Annotated in this window: 18 protein-coding genes; all 18 read right to left on the reverse strand. The window is 42.2% G+C overall.

The window, feature by feature from the left end; genetic code table 11:
* Position 1 precedes the first annotated feature (1 nt).
* Positions 2-1,420, reverse strand: coding sequence for a polysaccharide deacetylase family protein (locus KIT51_12010; protein UYN85602.1), 1,419 nt, complete (start codon positions 1,418-1,420; stop codon positions 2-4).
* Positions 1,417-2,241: a class I SAM-dependent methyltransferase gene (locus KIT51_12015; GenBank protein ID UYN85603.1), complete on the reverse strand. Its 825-nt coding sequence runs from the start codon at positions 2,239-2,241 to the stop codon at positions 1,417-1,419. The genes KIT51_12010 and KIT51_12015 overlap by 4 nt, the downstream gene beginning before the upstream one ends.
* A gap of 3 nt (positions 2,242-2,244) precedes the next feature.
* Complete coding sequence (locus KIT51_12020) at positions 2,245-3,210, reverse strand: GNAT family N-acetyltransferase (protein ID UYN85604.1); 966 nt, start codon at positions 3,208-3,210, stop codon at positions 2,245-2,247.
* 11 nt (positions 3,211-3,221) lie between these two features.
* Positions 3,222-4,637, reverse strand: a complete 1,416-nt coding sequence (locus tag KIT51_12025) for a lipopolysaccharide biosynthesis protein (protein UYN85605.1) — start codon at positions 4,635-4,637, stop codon at positions 3,222-3,224.
* 90 nt (positions 4,638-4,727) lie between these two features.
* The gene (locus KIT51_12030; protein UYN85606.1) at positions 4,728-7,106 is read right to left on the reverse strand and encodes a polysaccharide biosynthesis tyrosine autokinase; all 2,379 of its coding nucleotides are present in this window, start codon (positions 7,104-7,106) and stop codon (positions 4,728-4,730) included.
* A 5-nt stretch (positions 7,107-7,111) separates the two neighbouring features.
* A complete protein-coding gene (locus KIT51_12035; protein UYN85607.1) occupies positions 7,112-7,912 on the reverse strand; it encodes a polysaccharide biosynthesis/export family protein in 801 nt (266 codons plus the stop codon).
* 132 nt (positions 7,913-8,044) lie between these two features.
* The gene (locus KIT51_12040) at positions 8,045-8,590 is read right to left on the reverse strand and encodes a winged helix-turn-helix transcriptional regulator (GenBank protein ID UYN88578.1); all 546 of its coding nucleotides are present in this window, start codon (positions 8,588-8,590) and stop codon (positions 8,045-8,047) included.
* A gap of 62 nt (positions 8,591-8,652) precedes the next feature.
* Positions 8,653-9,153: a UpxY family transcription antiterminator gene (locus KIT51_12045; protein ID UYN85608.1), complete on the reverse strand. Its 501-nt coding sequence runs from the start codon at positions 9,151-9,153 to the stop codon at positions 8,653-8,655.
* A gap of 18 nt (positions 9,154-9,171) precedes the next feature.
* Positions 9,172-10,287 (reverse strand): DegT/DnrJ/EryC1/StrS family aminotransferase, encoded by a 1,116-nt coding sequence (locus KIT51_12050; protein ID UYN85609.1) that lies wholly within the window; start codon positions 10,285-10,287, stop codon positions 9,172-9,174.
* Positions 10,280-10,864: an N-acetyltransferase gene (locus KIT51_12055; protein ID UYN85610.1), complete on the reverse strand. Its 585-nt coding sequence runs from the start codon at positions 10,862-10,864 to the stop codon at positions 10,280-10,282. Before KIT51_12055 ends, KIT51_12050 begins: the two co-directional genes overlap by 8 nt.
* On the reverse strand, positions 10,857-11,882 hold the full coding sequence (locus tag KIT51_12060) for a Gfo/Idh/MocA family oxidoreductase (protein UYN88579.1): 1,026 nt from the start codon (positions 11,880-11,882) through the stop codon (positions 10,857-10,859). The genes KIT51_12055 and KIT51_12060 overlap by 8 nt, the downstream gene beginning before the upstream one ends.
* A gap of 43 nt (positions 11,883-11,925) precedes the next feature.
* A complete protein-coding gene (locus KIT51_12065; protein UYN85611.1) occupies positions 11,926-12,918 on the reverse strand; it encodes an SDR family oxidoreductase in 993 nt (330 codons plus the stop codon).
* Positions 12,919-13,170: 252 nt separating this feature from the next.
* Positions 13,171-13,929, reverse strand: a complete 759-nt coding sequence (cysQ, locus tag KIT51_12070) for a 3'(2'),5'-bisphosphate nucleotidase CysQ (GenBank protein ID UYN85612.1) — start codon at positions 13,927-13,929, stop codon at positions 13,171-13,173.
* Positions 13,930-13,988: 59 nt separating this feature from the next.
* Complete coding sequence (cysN, locus tag KIT51_12075) at positions 13,989-15,245, reverse strand: sulfate adenylyltransferase subunit CysN (GenBank protein UYN85613.1); 1,257 nt, start codon at positions 15,243-15,245, stop codon at positions 13,989-13,991.
* A gap of 4 nt (positions 15,246-15,249) precedes the next feature.
* Positions 15,250-15,939 (reverse strand): hypothetical protein, encoded by a 690-nt coding sequence (locus tag KIT51_12080; protein ID UYN85614.1) that lies wholly within the window; start codon positions 15,937-15,939, stop codon positions 15,250-15,252.
* Complete coding sequence (cysD, locus tag KIT51_12085) at positions 15,939-16,844, reverse strand: sulfate adenylyltransferase subunit CysD (protein UYN85615.1); 906 nt, start codon at positions 16,842-16,844, stop codon at positions 15,939-15,941. Before cysD ends, KIT51_12080 begins: the two co-directional genes overlap by 1 nt.
* Before the next feature lie 27 nt (positions 16,845-16,871).
* The gene (gene cysC / locus KIT51_12090; GenBank protein UYN85616.1) at positions 16,872-17,468 is read right to left on the reverse strand and encodes an adenylyl-sulfate kinase; all 597 of its coding nucleotides are present in this window, start codon (positions 17,466-17,468) and stop codon (positions 16,872-16,874) included.
* A gap of 70 nt (positions 17,469-17,538) precedes the next feature.
* Positions 17,539-19,305 carry an SLC13 family permease gene (locus tag KIT51_12095; protein ID UYN85617.1) on the reverse strand — a complete coding sequence of 589 codons (1,767 nt, stop codon included), beginning with the start codon at positions 19,303-19,305 and terminating at the stop codon, positions 17,539-17,541.
* Positions 19,306-19,377 lie beyond the last annotated feature (72 nt).

Consider the following 19,377-nt stretch of genomic DNA (forward strand, 5'->3'; position numbering starts at 1 on the left):
ATTATAATAAACCCAATCGTTCTACCCTTTCCCTCCACAGCCTATTAATATGGACGGCCGTTGTAACAAGTGCATCTTTTTGTTGCGCAGTTTTCACCAGCCGCTCCAGAATATCATGATATTTACCGATGTTATCTCGTCCGAAATAAGAATTGTGCCAGAGGAGCATGAATACACCTTGATACTGAACAACACTGTTGAGCAACTGTTGACAAACCTCTTCCATTTGTTCATGCGTCAAATGACGGTATTTGTCAAGGGTACAATCCATGAGTGTTATAGGGATCTCCAACACGTTAAGCGGCTGGTTCTCGATCAAATCGAAAATAAAAAAGGGACGACAGGTACCTGCTTTAAATCCCTCATATTCGGCAAACCCTACCGTTGAGTCATAGGCTAAATCATTTTCTTCCCATAAACGCCAGGTATGTGGGTTATTAAACCGAAGGCCATGCTGGCGACCACCCTGAACACGAATATCAAAAGCCTTTTCTAACCTGGATTTTTCCAAGGCAAATCGTTGGTGATCCTGAAACGCAGTAGCACCAGGGTGAAAGCCTATTTCCCAGCCTTCCGCTTTCATGACTGATATCACTTCACGTTTCGCTACTTGCTCAATGGCATAGTTAGCATCACCAGTCTCCTCACTGGCAATAAAATAATTGGAGGAGCGAATATTATGCTGTCTCTCCCAATTAATAATCTCTTCCAGATTATTATGGGAGTCCTGCCTTTTGTACAACCTTGTATTAACAGAAGACAGGTATTGCAACGGCTTACCTTGAGTTATAGACTTCAAGAAAGCACCCCACCGAAAATCCCGAAATTTTGATAATGTATCAATATCACGTGTAACCACAAAAGCAAACTCACTTCTCTGCCAGTTTAGTGATTCAAACTTTACCCCTGAACGCTCCGTTATGAACCGTTGCAACAACGCTAACCACTGATCGATAACCGGAGAATTTAAAATGGGGTACTGACTTAAAATTGATGATGTAAAGTTCCTACGTTGCCGCTTATCGCGTGTGCCGCACTCAATCAACTCTTCGTAAGCTGTAAGCAGAAAAAATATAGTAGCAAACACATCCGGAAATCCTTCAGCAGAAACAGATTGCTGCCCATGAAACAAAAACCAGGGCAGGCCATTTGAATACTTTAGTCCTACCGGCATAGATTTGCGTTTCAGGTAAAGCTCTTCTGTGAAAAAATCGGACGGATGAATATGAATGACGAGTTTACACGATGAAAGTTTACCAGGAATAGTTGCGGAATAAACAAGTATAACATCATCATCTGCATACGATTCTTCATCAACTACTCGCGTAATTTTTATTCCCAGGCAAGAAGAAATGAAATGAAGCACGTATTCAACCGGCTCTTTTCGGTATACTGGATCAATATGGGCCAGAAGTCTCACTGCAATTTCTTTTCCAGTAGTACATAAAAATCAATTCCATCAGTTTTAAGTATTCTGCCTATCAAAGGTGTTTTTCGTAGGATACGTTCAAGCTTTTCAAAGCGACTAACGTTGCCGCGTTTTTCCAGGTACCGCCAGGTAAAAAGTTGAAATGAAAAGTAGTCTTTGATGGCAAAACCTACCGCTTCAAACCCTTTTAGATAATACTTATAGGGTCTGAAGTACACTTCCCCGGGAACAAATTGCTCATCCACGGTATCCTGATCAAGAAGTTGCCTAAACTTTCTGAAATGAGAGAAACGAAAAGTCATCAATGCTTTCCATGAAGACAACCTATACCCAACTGTTGAAGCATTTTTAAAATGTATGAGAACAAAGCCACCGGGTTTTACCACTCTGTAGAACTCATGATTTGCCTTCATAATATCATCCTGATCGATACATTGATAGGTACTTCTGCAAAACACAAAAGGAAGCGTATTCGCTTCTAAGGGAATATTGGTAATGGACCCTTCAAATAGCTTTACCCGGTCATTTAACCGGATAGGCTCATCAACTTTATTCAACACTGCCTGGGAGAAATCCATACCCCATACATGCTTAAAATACCGCAATAGTACCGGAATATACAAACCGGTTCCACAGCCAGCATCCAGGCAAACACTATCGTCATTTGCTTGCATAATTAGTTTAGCAATACTGGATTCAATGAATGAGCGTGTTTCACTTTGCAATTCATGCGTTCCAGCGCCTACTACCTCACGCGGATTATCGGTTTGTGAAGCCCGGTTGTCCCACCATTCCTTATTTTTCTGCTCCATAGTTTAGAATCGCTTTAGTATTGAACTAATTCTTTGTGCCCATACTCCCCTTTGTTCATACCACAATTGGTAATAAGGCACTTTCTTTCCTCCAAATTTCCGAAAGAAGTTTTCAACACCAGGGATCATCGAGCCCTCCAGATCAAACTCGTAAAGACCCAGTTGCTGGCGTGTAAATTTCATAGCCTCCCAAAGTGCAAGGGCTGTGTAGGACTGGTTATCGTCTTCATGGCTACTACGGTATCCACCCAACAGGTAATAGGCCCGTTGGTTATCCCATACAAAAAATATAGCTGCGAGTGCATCACCATTTTGATTCTTAATAGCCATTGTACTGCAACTATTAACCGATTGAAGGTATTGTTGATATCGGGTTAACAAGGCACTAAAATTATCTTTCTTTGAACGCGTGGCTCTGAATAAATCGAGATATTGAACTACATCCTGATTGTGATGGATTGTAACCTCTTGCTTATAACCTCTCCTTATTTGTCTTTTTAAATTGGTATCCAAATTCATGTAAGCCTTTTCTATATCTTCAATATTGACGAGATAGGTGTAGCGAAGCTTTATTTCAAAACCTGACCAAACAAACGATTGGATATCTGATACGGAAGGAGCCAACCGCACACTGATTTTTTTATACCTGTTCTTTAGCTGCTCAATTAAAATACTGTAAGCCTTTTGGGTGTCGGCATAATATTGTGTTGCCTTTACTGGGTCAACAAAAATTGCAATACCGAAATACGGGACAAAATCAGGTCGGAGTGTAATCCGCTTACCTTCAGAACAGATAAAGCCCAAAATTGGCGTTGCACCTTTTTTTACAAGGAATATCTCAACAGGTTTTTCAAAGGCTTCAAAAAAACCTGTTGTGTGAAAGATAGTGGGTTGGTGGCATTCCGTAACTAACGTATTCCAGTAGGTGTGTTCTTCTGTTGTCAATAACTTGATTGAAAACTCAGACAACGATCAGCGCTTTAAAGGAATAATACTTTTTTATACACAAATACTAAAGGTCGACCCCATTTTGCAGTAATAAGCGATTCTGTAAGCGGCTTTAATGCTTCACTATTCCAAAACCGAAGACAAATAAAAAATGTATAGATGAATAATGGAATTACAACCAATGCTGCAATGCTAGAAAACAAATTATTGTAGTTTATAGAAGGCAGCAGGTATAGCGCACAATAAAAAACTACTGCAAGGGCTATTGCCAATGCGAATGTTTTCTTAAACCGCTCGAACAACTGACCACCCGGTAAATCGATGAGGTGTGCAGCTACTAATAATGCAGCGACAGAAGCGAGTGAACGCACAATCGTTGTTGAAGTGGCTACGCCAATAACACCATAATAACTACCTAACCAAACACTTAGTAAAAATACCGGAGCTACAATAAGCGTAAACAAAAATCCAAGCTTTGGCTTTCCCACAGCACTGAACAAGGAACTTGAAGGACTGCTCAGGCTACGCCCTAATGCAAAAAAACTTAAAACCTGGAATGGTACAATTGCCTCACTCCATTTACTGCCATAAATAATCATTACAATTGGTTCAGCGGCCAGAGCTAACCCAATGATTAAAGGGAATGAAATAAGACTTAACAACTGGATCATTTTCAAATAAACCTCACGAAGCCTGACAACATCGCGCTTCACTTTACTTAATACCGGCAAAACCAAATCGTTAACCAAGAAGACAACGTTTGTGGTCACCAGGTTAGCCAACTGAAAAGCTAAGGTATAAACACCTAAGCCCTCCAATCCTACCAACTTACCAACAATCAGATTATCGCCCTCATTAACCAATTTTGTAAGCAATCTTCCCCCGATAAGGTGCTTGCTGTAATTCATGATCGGTTTAAAGTACTTAAAGCCCAAACTAAGCTCGGGTCTCCATTGTGTTTTTAAATAAAAGGCTACCATCAAAAATGGAGACACTATTGCCTGGGGAAGTGCCAGGCTGAATACCCCAAAACCACCGTAAGCACAAACCACCTTACCAACGGCAATTGTAGTTTGTGATACACTTCCGTAAAAAACAAGCGTTGAATAATTTAGCTCTTTTCTGAGTAACCCTTTGGGTATAGTGGAACTCATTTCAAAAAAAAATGAAACAAGTAGTAATACTAACAGCGCAAATATTTTGGAATCATTATAGAGTGAAGACCAATACGGCCCTACCAAAATCACAACAAATACTATCAATATTGTTAGTAGAAGATTAAGCCAAAAAGCTGCATTTATGACATCCGACTTATCCTCCTCATCGTAATAAATGATGTATTCAGCTATACCAGAAGTGCCCAACGTGTTGATCAGACTTATCAATACTGAACTAATGGCCAACATTCCAAAGTCTTCTTTCGATAAGACCCTGGCGAGGTATGCCATGACCAGTAGATTAACGAGATTTGCCCAGATTTTCCTAAGAAGCAACAGGGCGGCTCCTGCAAAAGCTTTTTGCCCTATCGACATTAAATTTTAGTCGGAATAGTAGCCGTCACCGTTTTTTCTTTTGCCATACCCATACCCATACGAGTAACCATAATTATATGCATACCCCTGGCCATACCCATAACCCAGGCCGGATTTATAAATATCGTTTAATAAAATACTTATACTTTTGATTTTTCCCGATAGGTAATATTCATTTATACTACTGATAAATTGTTTCGGGGAGTAATTCTGGCGCAATACAAAAACGGTATGATCAACATGCTTGGAAATAACAAAAGCATCGGTAACAAGTGCCAGGGGCGGGGTATCAATAATCACGTACTCAAATTTCTCGAGAGCGGACTTGATAAACTGTCCAAACCGGTCAGCCAGAAGCAATTCAGAAGGATTGGGGGGAACAGGGCCACCGCTAACCAAATACAAATTATCAACCTTGGTTGGCTGAACAACTTGATCAAACTCATTTAATCCTGAAAGATAAGTACTCAAGCCAACTTCATTTCGACAATCAAAATCTTCAAAGATTTTAGGCCGTCTCATATCAGCTCCAACGATCAGGGTCCGTTTACCTGAGAGAGCAAAAACCGTTGCCAGGTTAATAGTTGTAAAGGTTTTTCCTTCACCACTTATGGAACTGCTTACCATAAATACTTGCTTGACCTTGTTGCCTGTAAAATAATTAAGGTTACTCCTCATGGCGCGAAAAGATTCTGCAACCCCTGATTTCGGCTTTTCAAGAACAGTGAGGTTATTTCCAGATGAATTGTGTCCTACTCCACCGAGGAATGGAATAGTTGTCATTTTTTCGATATCCTCTTTTGACTGAACCTTATTGTTAATAATTTCAAAGAGCACAAACAATCCAAAGGGGATTGCCAGTCCTAAAATAAAAGCTATGGTATGGCTTTGTGTAGGTTTAGGGGATATGGCGCCTCCTTGCATTGGGGGATTAACAGGAATAATATCTGAAGTATTGGATGCCCTTGAAATTTCTGCTTCAGAAAGTTTCTGCATCAGAAAAACATATAAATTCTCCAACAGAGAGTAGTTACGTTGAACCGATATCAACTGTCGCTCGGATGCAGGCAATAAACCGATTTGCCTTTCGGTATCTTCTAGTTGCTTTATTAAATAGGTCGTCTTTATTTTATCTGTTGACCGTAAAGTTCGAATTGCTTCCTCCACATCTTTCTTTATTGAAGTAATGCGCTCCAATTTTGACTGAATCAGTGGATTATTCCTTCCCCGTTCAGGATCGGTATATAATTTTAGTTCCTGCTGTATCTCAATCATACGACCAAGCAAAGAAGATAATACCGGATCTGAAATGCCCATTGAGGAAGGAAGAATAATCTGATCAAGTCTACCCTCGCCTTTTTGCAAATATTCTTCAAGGTATTGGTAATAATTGTTTCGGATCATCAGTTCAGCTTTTTGAACCTCGAAGACCTCAAGCTTAGTGAACAGTCGCTGTGCCTCTGCACTCATATCCTTTACCCGACCAGTATTGCCAAAGCGTTCCAGTTGATACTCAACCTTTTTAAGAGAGTCCTTAATCCCAATCAATTGATCTTTGATAAATACAATGGTGCGCGATGCCGCTTCATTTTTCTTATCCAAATCCTCATTCCGGTAAATCTTAATTAAGGCGTCTAAAAAATCAATTTCCTTTTCAGGGTTAGTACCTGTCAAACTGAGGTTTATGATACCCGCACCTACCGCGGCCCACTCTACTTTTAATCGACCAATATAGGAACCCGCAACAGATGTAGGGTTTTGAATGGATAGCAGAAATGGAACACCAATATGGGGCTTAATTTGCCGTGCGGGGATTGTTCGGATACACAAGTTATAGTCACCAAATTGTATGGAGTCGCCAAGTGTGAATACTGTATTACTGTCTGATTCACTTCTGTCATCAAACAGCCTGAGTGAGTAGTGATTCTCATCAATTAACTTGAAAATAAAGCGTCCACTCTTAAACTCATCAGGATTACACCACTCTGCTTTAACTGGAATATAACTATATGCTTCCGTTGTCATGAAATATCCCTCACGGTAAAAGGAGACATGAAAATTCAGGCTTTTAACTACCTTCTCAATCAAGGGATAAGACCTGATAATATAAGGCTCATTTAAATAATTCCGATAGGGGTCAATTAAAGCGTTCTTATAAAGTAGTTCAGCTCCACCTGTCTCCTGCATTTCGCGAATCAATATAGATGCAGAAACGGGATATACCCGCTCACTGTATCGGGTTTTATAAAAAGAAATGATGAGGGATACACTTAAAGAAAGGATTACAACGTACCAGAACCGAAGTGCCCGGGCTATTACACGTTTGAAATCCAGTGTAAAGCCTGATTGATTTTGTTGCTCTGAATTAAATAATGAATTCTCCACAGGTTTCAATACGTATTAATAAGTGTTAGTGTAACTAGCAGTAGGGAAAGTGAAGAAATTACAAGAGATAAATTTTGCCCAAAATACTTCCTATAAGGCCGTTGCCTTAACGATGAAACCATCAGTACATCATTCTGATAAACATAGTAATACGGAGAATTAATAAAATTTTCGTCCAATAAATTAAGGTATTGTATTTCTGTTTTGCCATTAATCTGCCTTATTAACTTTACGTTCGAACGATCGGCCAAATCAGTCAATCCTCCGGCTAAGCCAAGGGCCTCCAGCATGGTAATGCGATTATTGTTTAGGGTAATTGTGCCTTCCCGGTTTACTTCCCCCAATATGGTAAACCGGAAGTTAATCAGGCGAACCTTTACAACGGGCTTATCCAGGTATTGCTCGGCTATGGCCTGAAGTTTATCCTGTGCTTCAAAAACAGTTAACCCTCCTATCTTCACTTTACCCAAAAAAGGAAAAGGTATTTCCCCTCGATGATCCAAGAGTTCACCAATAATCAGTGCATTACCTGCCTGAAGGTTAATGTTACCCCCCTGCATCAACGGGTTTTGATTCAAAAAATCATAATCGTTAGGGGTAAGGCTTTCAAAACGCACATACACGATGTCTTCTGGCTGAAGCTTGTACTCAAAATTAACGGGTTGGTATTGCCTTACAACCGAATCGACCGGCAGGTTTTTAACATGCAAATCATCTTTCTGAAGCAGCACGAATTTATTGTTCGTTACGCAAGAAACACTCAATGCTGCCAGGGTTAAAAACAAAATACTATGTCGGATAGTCATGACAAGATCGTGCAAAGCGACAAACCTACTAAAACCACACCTTATCGCCAATTTCTTAGAGCTTCGCCTCCTCAGTCCCATTGGGGAAGAGCAGGTGTTTCAACTGATTAATTTTGTGCGGTACTCCCGCCCTTATTCAGCCTGCCAAAGCACCAGGGCTTTATCAGGGTTTAACCGCTTTCTGTTCTCTTCAAATTCCTGGGCAGTGAGCACCAGTGTGCGAACCTTGCGGTTGATCAGTTTCTCGGCCTTGATAACACAGGCTTGTAAATAGGTTCTATCAATATCACCCACCATCACTAAATCAATTATGCCGCTGTCGCGCCCCTCGGCATAATCGCCAGTAATAAAGGCCAGGTGAAGCGTACCTAAACGCGCCAATACTTTATGAATAACATTGTCAAGTAATTTATCAATGCCCAGGTATTTGTGAACCAAGGTCTTTATTTCAGGATAGAGTGGATGACGGGTGTTGGCACTATAATAAATTGATCGCCCCTCTTCACGGGCCACCAGGTAACCTGCTCCGGTAAGGTTATTTAATTCATGCCGGATGGAGTTGGTGGATTCGCCAAACTCTTTGGCAAGCTCGCGCAGGTAGGCCGAAGAATTACTGTTCAGGAAGAACTTGAGCAGCATCTTTAGCCTTGTTTTGGATGTAATAAGCGTATCCAGCACGGGGTAAAGATAATAAACCAACAAATTACGAGTAATTTTTTTACTCGATAAATCAGAGTAAATCAGATCTTTTTAAGCAGCCCAGGATCAATTTCAACGCGCATTACCTGCCCGATGGCCTCCAGCAACACCATAAACCTGCCCGGGTTTTTGGCAAGTACCTGCCCCACTGCCCTTTTCAAAGGGCCATCCATTACCTCTACCCAGTCACCCGGGGCCACATCAGCTAAGGGAACTACATCGATTGTTAACCCTGTATCCAATAGCCGCTTGATTAGCTGATACTCCTTTTCCCTGAGGATGGCAGGCTTACCATTATGGCGAATGGTCCACGCTATCCCCGGAACAGAAAGCACCTCCTGCAGTCTATGCTCAACTGTATTAACAAAAAGATAGGAATTGAACAGGGGAACCTCCACTTTCTTCTTCCGGTCACTCCACTGTCGAAGCACTTTAACTAACGGCAAGAACACATCAAAGCCCCTTCGCGCAAGGATTTCGGTAACTTTCTTCTCTTGACGGCTTTTGGTGTAAAAAACAAACCACTTTTTTTCTTCATTCATAGCAGCGGGGCCGAAAAATCAAAAACGTGCCAGCGCATCACAAATGTACTGCAACTGATCTTCCGTCAATTCGGTGTGCATAGGCAGGGAAAGCACCAGGGAGGCAAGAGACTCTGCAACGGGCAATTTGGTGGTTTCAACAAATCCATAGGCAGCAGTTTGATGAAGTGAAACCGGATAGTATATCATGCTTGGTATTCCCTTATCTGCCAGCAACCTGTTAATATCATCCCGATTTTTACTTTTTATCAAGATCGTATACTGATGAAACACATGGGTACTGTAATCAGCACGCGCAGGAAGTGAAAGCCAATGAATCTCCTCTAGATGTTTACTGTAAAAATTTGCCGCGCGCTGCCGATTGGCTATGTACTGATCAAGATGCTTTAGCTTGACATTCAGTATAGCCGCCTGCAATGTATCAAGGCGCGAATTCACCCCTACCCGTTCATAAAAATATTTTTTTGATTGACCATGGCCGGCAATGCTGCGCATAACCTTCGCCAGGTTTTCATCATTCGTAGTAATTGCTCCACCATCACCATAACATCCTAAATTTTTGCTAGGAAAAAATGATGTAGTACCAACATGCCCGATCGTGCCCAGTTTTTTCCGTGATCCGTCACGAAAGATATAATCGGCTCCAATGGCTTGCGCATTGTCTTCAATTACAAACAGATTATGCTCAGATGCAAGCGTCATCAGTTGTTCCATGGGAGCGGCTTGTCCAAACAGGTGTACAGCAATTATCACTTTAGTCTTTGAGGTGATCTTTCTTTTCACATCTTCTACATCAAGCGTAAAAAAACGTTCATCAACATCACAAAAAACAAGTTTGTACTTCAATAAGGCTACTACTTCGGCAGCGGCCACATAATTGAAAGCGGGCACGATTACCTCAGCGTCATCGGGTAAGTTAAGCGCCATCAAGGCTATTTGCAGGGCATCGGTTCCGTTTGCACATCCAATAACGTGTCCAACATCCAGGTAAGCGCCCAATTCCTGTTCAAATAACCTTACTGCCGGGCCGTTAATGAATGCCGTGCTTTCAATTACTTGCTGTATGGCTTCGTTTACTTCCGTTTCAATATGCCGGTACTGTCCCAGCAAATCAACCATGTGAATCTTATCCATGACTTACTTTGCTCACTACTCCATTTTGCAACTGGTACTTTTCTTTGCTCTCCGGGCAAACTGCAAAACCCGCGGCATCAAACTGCAGTTTCTGTCCGTATTCGCTCATCCATCCGCGTTGTCGAGCCGGGTTACCTACTACCAATGCATATGCGGGAACATCTTTTGTTACTACTGCACCGGCAGCAATAAAGGCAAACGATCCAATTTCAATACCGCAAATAATAGTGGCATTTGCACCAATGGAAGCGCCCTTGCGAACAAATGTCTTTTTGTATTCTGATTTACGGTTAACAGCACTGCGCGGATTAATGACATTGGTAAAAACCATGGACGGTCCAAGAAAAACATCATCCTCGCAGATTACCCCGGTATAGATAGAAACATTATTCTGCACTTTCACATTGTTTCCCAAAACCACATCCGGAGAAACCACTACATTTTGACCAAGATTACAATTTTCACCAATGCGACAGTTGGGCATGATGTGTGAAAAGTGCCAGATTTTAGTATCCTTGCCAATCACACATCCATCATCAACAATTGAGCTGGGATGCACAAAATAAGTGTCACTCATTTTTTCTTCGGAATTGATAAATACGTTCAATAATATCCACCACCTTCATTCCTTCTAATGCGTTAGCTGTTATGGTGTCGTTTCCTTTCAATGTGTTAATCACATTTTCAAAAACATAGTGATGGTTCGCAGCACTCCCTTTGAAGGGGCCATAATCATTGGGCGGATTGGTTTCCGGAAGGTCCGGCATCACATAATCCTGAATGTGGCAATACTCAATCTCATTCATATACTGACCACCCACTTTTACCGAACCTTTTGTGCCCACGACCGCGATGGAGCTTTCCATATTGGTGTCCCAAACGGAAGTGGAGAAGTTAATACAGCCCAAGCCTCCGTTCACAAATTCAAAATGAACAATACCTGAGTCCTCAAACTCAGTAGAATCCTGGTGGTTAAAATCTTTCAGCGCAGCATGGATATTTTTTACATCACCAAATACCCAAAACATAATATCAATAAAATGGCTGAATTGTGTAAACAAGGTACCTCCATCCAAGGCAAGTGAACCTTTCCACGATCCTTTCTTATAATAGCGGTTATCGCGGTTCCAATAGCAATTTACCTGCACCATCAGCACGTCACCAAGGGTTCCGTCTGACACAATTTGTTTTAACCACTTACTGGGCGGACTATACCGGTTTTGCTTAACCACAAAAACATGACGCGCTACCTGCAACGATTTTTCTACTACCCGCTCACACGATGCCCGCGATAGTCCCATTGGTTTTTCAATTACTACATGGCAACGATTGTCCAATGCCAACAACGCATGCTCAACGTGTAACCCATTGGGTGTGCAAACACATACCACATCAATATTCTTTAACGCATCGAACATCGATTGGACACTGGCAAAGAAGGGGACTTGTGAAGGATATAATTGATGCTGTTGTTGTTTTGTATCAATATCAACAATGGCCACCAACTCAGCACCGGGAAATTCATTGATGATAGTAGCATGACGTTTACCAATATGGCCAAACCCTACTACAGCAAATTTAATAGTACTCACAATTAGATATTAAACCGCAAATATATGCTTTGTTAGCCGGAAAGAGTTAGCGGATATACTTCTCAAAGTTCTTATTGTCCCGCTCGAACAAAATTTCCCGGGGCAGGCTTTTGAAGTACTCATAAGTAATCTTCAATCCTTCCGCACGTGAAACCTTAGGTTCCCAACCCAGTATCGCCTTTGCTTTTCGGATGTCGGGTTGGCGTTGCTTGGGATCATCCTTAGGCAATGGGTGGGTTATTATTTTCTGCGTGGTGCCGGTAAGCTTAATAATCTCTTCGGCAAACTGCATGATGGTAATTTCATCCGGGTTACCGATGTTCACTGGCAAATGGTAATCCGACATCAACAGCCTGTAAATACCTTCAACCTGGTCATCTACATAACAGAAAGAACGTGTTTGCGACCCATCACCAAACACGGTAAGGTCTTCGCCCCGTAATGCCTGACCGATAAAGGCCGGCAACACACGCCCGTCATTCAAGCGCATACGCGGGCCATAGGTATTGAAGATGCGCACAATACGGGTATCCAAACCGTGAAAGGTATGATAAGCCATGGTCATGGCTTCCTGAAAGCGTTTGGCTTCGTCATATACCCCGCGTGGCCCAACAGGGTTTACGTTACCGTAATATTCTTCAGGTTGCGGATGCACCAAAGGGTCGCCATACACTTCCGATGTTGAAGCGATAAGGATGCGTGCCTTCTTCACCCGTGCCAGGCCAAGCAGATTGTGAATACCCAATGAGCCCACCTTCAAGGTTTGAATGGGGATTTTCAGGTAATCGATAGGGCTGGCAGGTGAAGCAAAATGCAGGATGTAATGCAATTCACCGGGCACGTGCACAAACGAAGAAACATCGTGGTGATAAAATTCAAAATCAGGCAGCTTGAACAGGTGCTCAATGTTACGCAAATCGCCAGTGATGAGGTTATCCATGGCGACAACATGAAAACCTTCTTTAATAAACCGATCGCATAAATGGGATCCCAGAAACCCGGCTCCACCGGTAATAAGAACACGTTTTTTTGCAGCCATACCAAAAATTAAGAGCGCTAAAATATGGGAATTTTTGCAGAATGTGACATTTTACAATTTTTGACAATACGTATACCTGATAATCCGGAAACACACTTAAAGGGGTATTGAAAAAAAGATGCAAGTAACTGTGCTTCTGGGCCGCATGGCCCCGCATGTTCAGCCAGCGAACCATAATTGGTAAGATTCCGGACTATCGTATACGTAAAGTTAAATTACCAAATAAACACTGCCAGGATTACCCTTTTTAAACTATAAGCATAGAAAATAGGGATTCAACAAATCCTCTTTGTTATACCTCAACTCCTCATCCCTATCCCTCTGTTTCACTGAGATTCCCACCGCATTTACAATAGCATGAGCGGCAGCTGTATCCCATTCCATGGTTGGTGCAAAACGTGGATAAACGTCAGCCTGGCCCTCGGCCAGCAACATGAATTTTAAACTACTGCCCTTCGATACCAATGAAGGCGCTGTTAATGCATTTATAAAATCCTGAGTCTCCGGGCTCATGTGTGAACGTGAAGCCACCACACGCAAACCATTTTGCGTTAACGAAACAGGTGAGCGCTTTGGTAAAGAAATGGTTTGTCTATTTCGTTTAAGGCAGGCTTTTCCTTCAGCAGCATAGAATACATCACCACTTGCAGGAACGGCAACTACACCAAGTATTGGTTTTTCATGGTAAATAAGTGCGATGTTTACCGTAAACTCACCATTGCGTTTCAAAAATTCCTTGGTACCATCAAGCGGATCAACCATCCAGAAGTATTCCCATAGCTTTCGCTCTTCGTAGGGGATCATCTTTCCTTCTTCACTAAGAATGGGCAAGCCCGTTTCCTTTAGAACAGAAACAATGGCAGCATGTGCGCGCTTATCCGCAAGGGTTAACGGTGATTTATCATCTTTCGATTCGGTTTGAAAATCGCTCGATTGATAAACTTCCAGTATTTCATTACAGGCAATTTCAGCCGCTTCAATAGCAGAAACCAGTACTTCGGATATTTTCATAGTAGCAATAACAACTAACGAACAACTAATAACAAAAAACTAACAACCATTTCATCAAATTAAACGATCATCCCCGCAGCCACCGTTTCATTTGTCCCTTCATCTACAAAAATCAGGCTTCCGGTAATGCGATTTTTGCGGTAGCTATCAAATGACAAGGGTTTTGCCGTGCGGAGTTTCACCCGTGCAATATCGTTCATCACCAATTGCTCTACTCCTTCAACGCGTTGCAAAGAATTAATATCCAACTTGTATTGTATTTCCTTTAAGACGCCACGCGTTTCGTGCGTGGTGTGACGAACATAAAATTTGGAATTCAGGTTTACGGGACGTTGGTTCATCCAGCACAACATGACGTCAATATCCTGTGCCACTTCGGGTTGGTTGTTTGGCTTGGAAATAATATCGCCACGGCTAATGTCAATCTCGTCTTCAAGGGTCATGATTACTGACATGGGTGCAAAAGCTTCATTTAGCTTTTCGCCATTCACTTCAATGGTTTTGATTTTTGAACTAAAGCCTGATGGGAGGATCAACACATCATCACCCGGGCGGAATATCCCACCTGCCACCCTGCCGGCATAGCCCCTAAAATCCTGATGCTCGTTGGTTTGAGGACGAACAACATATTGTACCGGAAACCTGCTGTCAATATGGTTGTAGTCACTTTCAATATGAACAGACTCCAACATGTGCAACAATGTAGCGCCCTGGTACCAACCCATATTCTCCGAACGGTTCACCACGTTATCGCCATTCAATGCACTGATCGGAACAAATTGAATATCAGAAACCTCCAACTTCGAAGAGAATGCCTTGTAATCTTGAACGACTTTATCAAACACAGTCTCTGCATAATTTACCAAATCCATTTTATTAATACACACGACAATGTGCGGTATCTTCAGCAATGACGCTATGAATGAATGGCGATACGTTTGTTCTATCAACCCCTTACGTGCGTCTATTAATATCAGTGCCAGGTTTGCAGTGGAAGCACCGGTTACCATATTGCGGGTGTATTGAATGTGTCCGGGCGTATCGGCAATTATAAATTTGCGCTTGGGGGTGGCAAAGTAGCGGTAGGCCACATCAATGGTAATGCCCTGTTCCCGCTCGGACTTTAACCCATCCGTAAGCAAGGAAAGATCAACATAATCAAAACCCTTTTTTGCACTGGAGGTTTGAACGGCTTCGAGCTGATCTTCAAAAATTGATTTGCTGTCATACAACAAGCGGCCAATTAATGTACTCTTGCCATCATCGACACTGCCTGCTGTTGTAAAACGTAATAATTGATTTTGGTAAGGATTCATTTGATTAGGTTTCAGTTCGCTTTTTATGTTGGTAATTAATGTTTAAGTAAACAACGTTGAAGTTATCGATATCCGATTTAGAGATCTGTCGTGTTTGAAAAGAATAGCCCGGCTCAAGAGTCCATGCAGCAATTTTCCACGGAAAAGAAACATTGATCCTGTTTTGATCAAACCAGTTTACTTCCACACCTGTCAATCGATCGCGCACAAAAAACTCGTTTGAAATATTCATGTGGATATTTGCGAAGACCTCCATCATAAATCCCAATCGTGTACGCCACCGTAGCTCTTCAAATTGCTGATCACTAACTGTAAAGAAACGCTCTTCTAAACCTGTTCGGATTTGAAAGCGCTTGCTGAAAAAGTTTCTGCCTACAAATTGAGCGAACCTGAATTCCTTAACCTCTTCGCCATCTTCCGGATCGCGATAAAAAAAAGTAAATGGGGATAATTGAATAAACGTATTGTGTTTACTAAATACCAGGTACCATCGAAATGTATATAATTTAAACCGGCTCTCGACAAAGGCATTCGATTGCTGATCCCTGTATTGTACTTCGAAATCTTGTTTAAACGTATTGGAATGCATCACGCCAAAAGTAAACCGTGACCATACTTCATGCCCATACTCCTGCGCATGGGCTCCACTGCCTATGCAGGTTAATATCCAACCAATTAAAAGTAACCGGACCATTAAAAATATCCTTGCCTTTTTCTGTCTTCCATAGCTGTTTCTCCACGCTTATCATCCGCACGTGTACCGCGTTCAGTTTTGCGTGAAGCAGCTACTTCGGCAATAATTTTCTCCATCGTATCAGCCTCCGATTCCACCGCCCCGGTAATCGGCATATCGCCACAGGTTCTAAAACGCACACGCTTTATTATTGGCTTTTCATCGGGCTTAAGTTTTAGCCAGGGCGATGTTGATAAAATGGCCCCATCCCGAAGGATTACTTCACGATCATGTGCATAATACAATTTGGGTATGGGGATATTTTCGGTATATAAATATTGCCACACATCCATCTCCGTCCAGTTTGAAATAGGGAACACCCGGAAATGCTCGCCCTGGTTTTTCCTGCCATTGAAAATATTCCACAGTTCCGGTCGCTGGTTTTTCGGATCCCACTGGCCAAACTCATCGCGATGGGAAAAGAAGCGCTCTTTGGCCCTTGCTTTTTCTTCATCCCTGCGCGCCCCGCCCATAGCGGCATCGAATTTATGTTGCTCGATGGTATCCAATAAGGTTACCGTTTGCAAGGCATTGCGGCTGGCGTTATAACCTGTTTCCTCCTTAGCCCTACCTTTATCAATACTTTCCTGAACAGACCCCACCACCAATTGAACACCTAATTCGTTGATGAGCCAATCGCGGTATTCCATGGTTTCGGGAAAATTGTGACCGGTGTCGATATGCACCAAGGGAAAAGGAATGCGTGCCGGGTAAAATGCTTTGCGCGATAAGTACGCCAGTACGATAGAATCCTTTCCGCCCGAAAACAGCAATGCCGGTTTTTCAAATTGCGCTACCACTTCACGGATAACATAGATTGCCTCCGATTCAAGTTCCTGCAAATGGCTTAAATAATATTGACTCATACGAGTGTGGATTGATGATTTAAGATTTTAAACAGATGCGTACTTTATTTTCGGAAGTATGCCCTGGTTCAGTACCTGAAGCGATTCTTCAACAGAAAACTTATGCGTTTGCAAAACAATATCCGGGCGTTCCGGCAACTCATAGGGCGAATCAATTCCTGTAAAATTTTTTACTTCGCCCGCCCGTGCTTTTTTGTATAAACCTTTTACATCGCGTTGCTCGCACACCTCCAACGGTGCATCAACAAACACTTCAATATAATTTTCGCTGCCTACAATCGCTTTCACTTGATCACGGTCGGCTTTGAAGGGTGAAATAAAAGCCGACAAAACAATAATACCCGCATCCAACATCAACTTGGCAACCTCCCCTATCCTGCGGATATTCTCAACACGGCCTTCATTGGCAAACGATAAGTCCTTGTTTAAACCCGTGCGGATGTTATCACCATCCAACAAATAGGTTTTAAAGCCTTTGGCATGAAGTTGCGCCTCCAACTGAACCGCCAAGGTCGATTTACCTGAACCTGAAAGTCCGGTGAACCAGATAAGCCGTGAACGTTGTTGCAGTAACTGCTCACGTTGTTGTTTGGTTACCTGGGTTTGTATGGGATAGAGGTTCATTCGATATTTGGTTGTTCGTTGATCATTGATGGTTATTCGTAAATCATAACGCGTACTTCGTACCTCATAATTATAGTTGGTAGTACCACGCAATAAAGCCTATGCAAATTACTGAATAAACCACCGTTAGCGGTGTGCCAACTTTTACAAAATCCTTGAAAGTATATCCACCGGGGCCATAAACCATCAGGTTAGTCTGGTAGCCGATGGGTGTCATGAAGTCGCCTGAAGCGGCAAAGGCTATGGCAACAAAAAACGGGGTTGATGGAATTTCCAATTGCTGCGATAACGACATGGCAATCGGGAACATGATTGATACCGCTGCCGGATTGGTTACCAACGCTGTAAGAAATATCGTAACAACAAACAAGGCACTTAACACCCCAACCGCACCTACTGCTTGACCTGTTTTTATGAGGGCTGTCGCAACAAGCGCTGCAGTACCCGATTTTTCCAAAGCTACACCTATGGCCAGGGAGCAAACCAACACCATAAGCAGGTTGAAATCCAAATGTCGTTTGATTTCAGTAAGGTTAAGGATTCCCAAAAAGATAAGGGCCGTGAGGATTATAAGTGTTGCCGTGAAAAGCGGCAACACACCAACAATCCCTGCCAGCAGCATCAAAAAGCTTCCTATACCTACCCAATATTTCCAGGCTGGCTTTTTGTACTCTACTTTTTGCGGAACAGAAAAGTAAAACAAATCCTTCTCATGCTGCACAGGATCAATATCATCGCCCGATAATAACAATAAAAAGTCGCCACCGGCCAGTTGCATTTCACCCACTTTCCCGGAAATGCGCTTGCCGTTTCGGTGCATAGCTACAATAGAGGCGTTGTACTTTCTGCGAAAGTCTGAATCTTTTATGCGCCTGCCAATCAATTCAGAGTTGGCCGGTATTACGGCTTCGATAAAGTTAAATTGGTTTTGCGTCTCAAGACTTTCCTGTTTGGGAATACGAAGGCCGTTATCCTGGTGAATTAAATTATAGATCGACTGTGTGTTTCCCGAAAAGAACAGGGTATCGCCTGCTTCCAGCTTTTCATCAGGCGACACAGGCGAAATCACTTCATCATGCCGAATTATCTCCACCAAAAAAAGATCTTGCAGGTTGCGTAAGCCAGCTTCCTTAACAGTTTTACCGGTTAAAGACGAACCTTCAAAAATTTCTGTTTCAACGATGTATTCTTTTAGGTTTAAGCGTACATCTTCAATTTTATTTACATTTTCAGGAAGCAACTTATAACCCACAAAATAAAGGTAAAGCCATCCGGCCACGGTTACCATTAAACCCAGGAAAAGAAAATCCTTAAAACCTAGTAAGGGCAGGTTGTATTCCGTCATTAACCCAACCAATACAAGGTTTGTTGATGTACCGATTATCGTGATCATGCCACCTAAAATAGTGGCGTATGATAAGGGTATTAAAAGTTTGGAGGCTGGGGTGTTGGTACGATCGGCCCAATCTTTAACATAAGGTATAAGAAAAGCTACGATTGGTGTGTTGTTGAGAAAAGCAGAGATAGAGGATGACACCACCATCATCCGGAGTAAAAATGCTTTGGGCTTCAGGGATGTATTGAACAACCTGGAAAAAAAATCGGTACCGAAAACAGAACGAATACCTGCCGTAACCAAAATCAATAGAAAGATGACAATAATTTGCTGATTACTTAATCCCTTAAGAAGTTCGGTAGGGTTAATAACACCCGCAAGCAGCAGTGCCAACACTGCTATAAAAAATGAAAGCGCAGGATTAAACCACTCGCGGTAAAGTGAAATCACCAACAGGACCACAATCCCTAAAACAAGTCCTTGAATGATTGTAAACTCCACTAATTCGGTAGATTTTAAAGGCAAATATAGAAAAAAGGGATAATCGACAAGTGCCTTCTCTGCCGGGTTAGG

The organism is Cyclobacteriaceae bacterium (assembly GCA_025808415.1).
Taxonomy (GTDB): domain Bacteria; phylum Bacteroidota; class Bacteroidia; order Cytophagales; family Cyclobacteriaceae; genus UBA2336.

What these genes read in the sequence shown, in the direction of transcription:
- cysN (UYN85613.1), bottom strand. Translation starts at nt 15,245, where the DNA reads ATGAATCCTTACCAAAATCAATTATTACGTTTTACAACAGCAGGCAGT.
- KIT51_12025 (UYN85605.1), bottom strand. Translation starts at nt 4,637, where the DNA reads ATGGCATACCTCGCCAGGGTCTTATCGAAAGAAGACTTTGGAATGTTG.
- KIT51_12080 (UYN85614.1), bottom strand. Translation starts at nt 15,939, where the DNA reads ATGGTCCGGTTACTTTTAATTGGTTGGATATTAACCTGCATAGGCAGT.
- KIT51_12035 (UYN85607.1), bottom strand. Translation starts at nt 7,912, where the DNA reads ATGACTATCCGACATAGTATTTTGTTTTTAACCCTGGCAGCATTGAGT.
- KIT51_12065 (UYN85611.1), bottom strand. Translation starts at nt 12,918, where the DNA reads ATGGCTGCAAAAAAACGTGTTCTTATTACCGGTGGAGCCGGGTTTCTG.
- cysC (UYN85616.1), bottom strand. Translation starts at nt 17,468, where the DNA reads ATGAACCTCTATCCCATACAAACCCAGGTAACCAAACAACAACGTGAG.
- KIT51_12050 (UYN85609.1), bottom strand. Translation starts at nt 10,287, where the DNA reads ATGGATAAGATTCACATGGTTGATTTGCTGGGACAGTACCGGCATATT.
- KIT51_12055 (UYN85610.1), bottom strand. Translation starts at nt 10,864, where the DNA reads ATGAGTGACACTTATTTTGTGCATCCCAGCTCAATTGTTGATGATGGA.
- cysQ (UYN85612.1), bottom strand. Translation starts at nt 13,929, where the DNA reads ATGAAAATATCCGAAGTACTGGTTTCTGCTATTGAAGCGGCTGAAATT.
- KIT51_12015 (UYN85603.1), bottom strand. Translation starts at nt 2,241, where the DNA reads ATGGAGCAGAAAAATAAGGAATGGTGGGACAACCGGGCTTCACAAACC.
- cysD (UYN85615.1), bottom strand. Translation starts at nt 16,844, where the DNA reads ATGAGTCAATATTATTTAAGCCATTTGCAGGAACTTGAATCGGAGGCA.
- KIT51_12045 (UYN85608.1), bottom strand. Translation starts at nt 9,153, where the DNA reads ATGAATGAAGAAAAAAAGTGGTTTGTTTTTTACACCAAAAGCCGTCAA.